The sequence below is a fragment of the Thiolapillus sp. genome (assembly GCF_048562965.1).
Classification (GTDB): domain Bacteria; phylum Pseudomonadota; class Gammaproteobacteria; order Chromatiales; family Chromatiaceae; genus Thiolapillus; species Thiolapillus brandeum_A.
Map to the genome: position 1 here is coordinate 1 of NZ_JBHNMF010001479.1, position 609 is coordinate 609.

Consider the following 609-nt stretch of genomic DNA (forward strand, 5'->3'; position numbering starts at 1 on the left):
TGGATGTGGTTGATGACACCACAGTGTCAGATACCCCTCCTTGGAGTCAATCTGAACCTCAGATCTGTCTATCTTTGACAAAATACAAAAAAGATACCACAAACCCAGAAGTGTATAAACAAGCCTTTTTGGAAATAACATCCAGACATCAAAATTATGTGCAGATATTTACTGACGGCTCAAAAGTCGATGAGAAGGTTGCTGCTGCAGCAGTTTCGTCTGTTGCCTCAAATAGCCCTTTCTCTTGTCGACTGAGAGACCACTGTTCTATTTACACAGCGGAGCTGCAAGCAATTCTGCTTGCTCTTAAACAAGCATATCAATCTCAGGAAAGCAAATTCATGATTTACTCAGACTCACTGTCCGCTTTACAAGCACTCGGAAAATTAAAAACTGACCATCCTCTGTTAATACAAATTCAAGAGTTTTTACACAAAATTGATGCAGACCAAAAGGAAATTGTTTTTATGTGGGTTCCTGGACATGTAGGTATTCGAGGAAACGAGGTTGCTGATAGAGCTGCGAAAAAAGCTCTTGACAATAAACCGACAGCTGATCTCATGCCTTTTTCGGACCTAAAACCCTTAACTGCCAAATATGTCTATCAAG

Annotated in this window: 1 protein-coding gene; it reads left to right on the forward strand. The window is 40.4% G+C overall.

All coding sequences use genetic code 11. The annotated features are described in order from the left end of the window. Window positions 1-609, forward strand: a 609-nt coding sequence (locus ACOCD2_RS25025) for a ribonuclease H family protein (RefSeq protein ID WP_419626367.1), incomplete at both ends; no start/stop codon positions are given.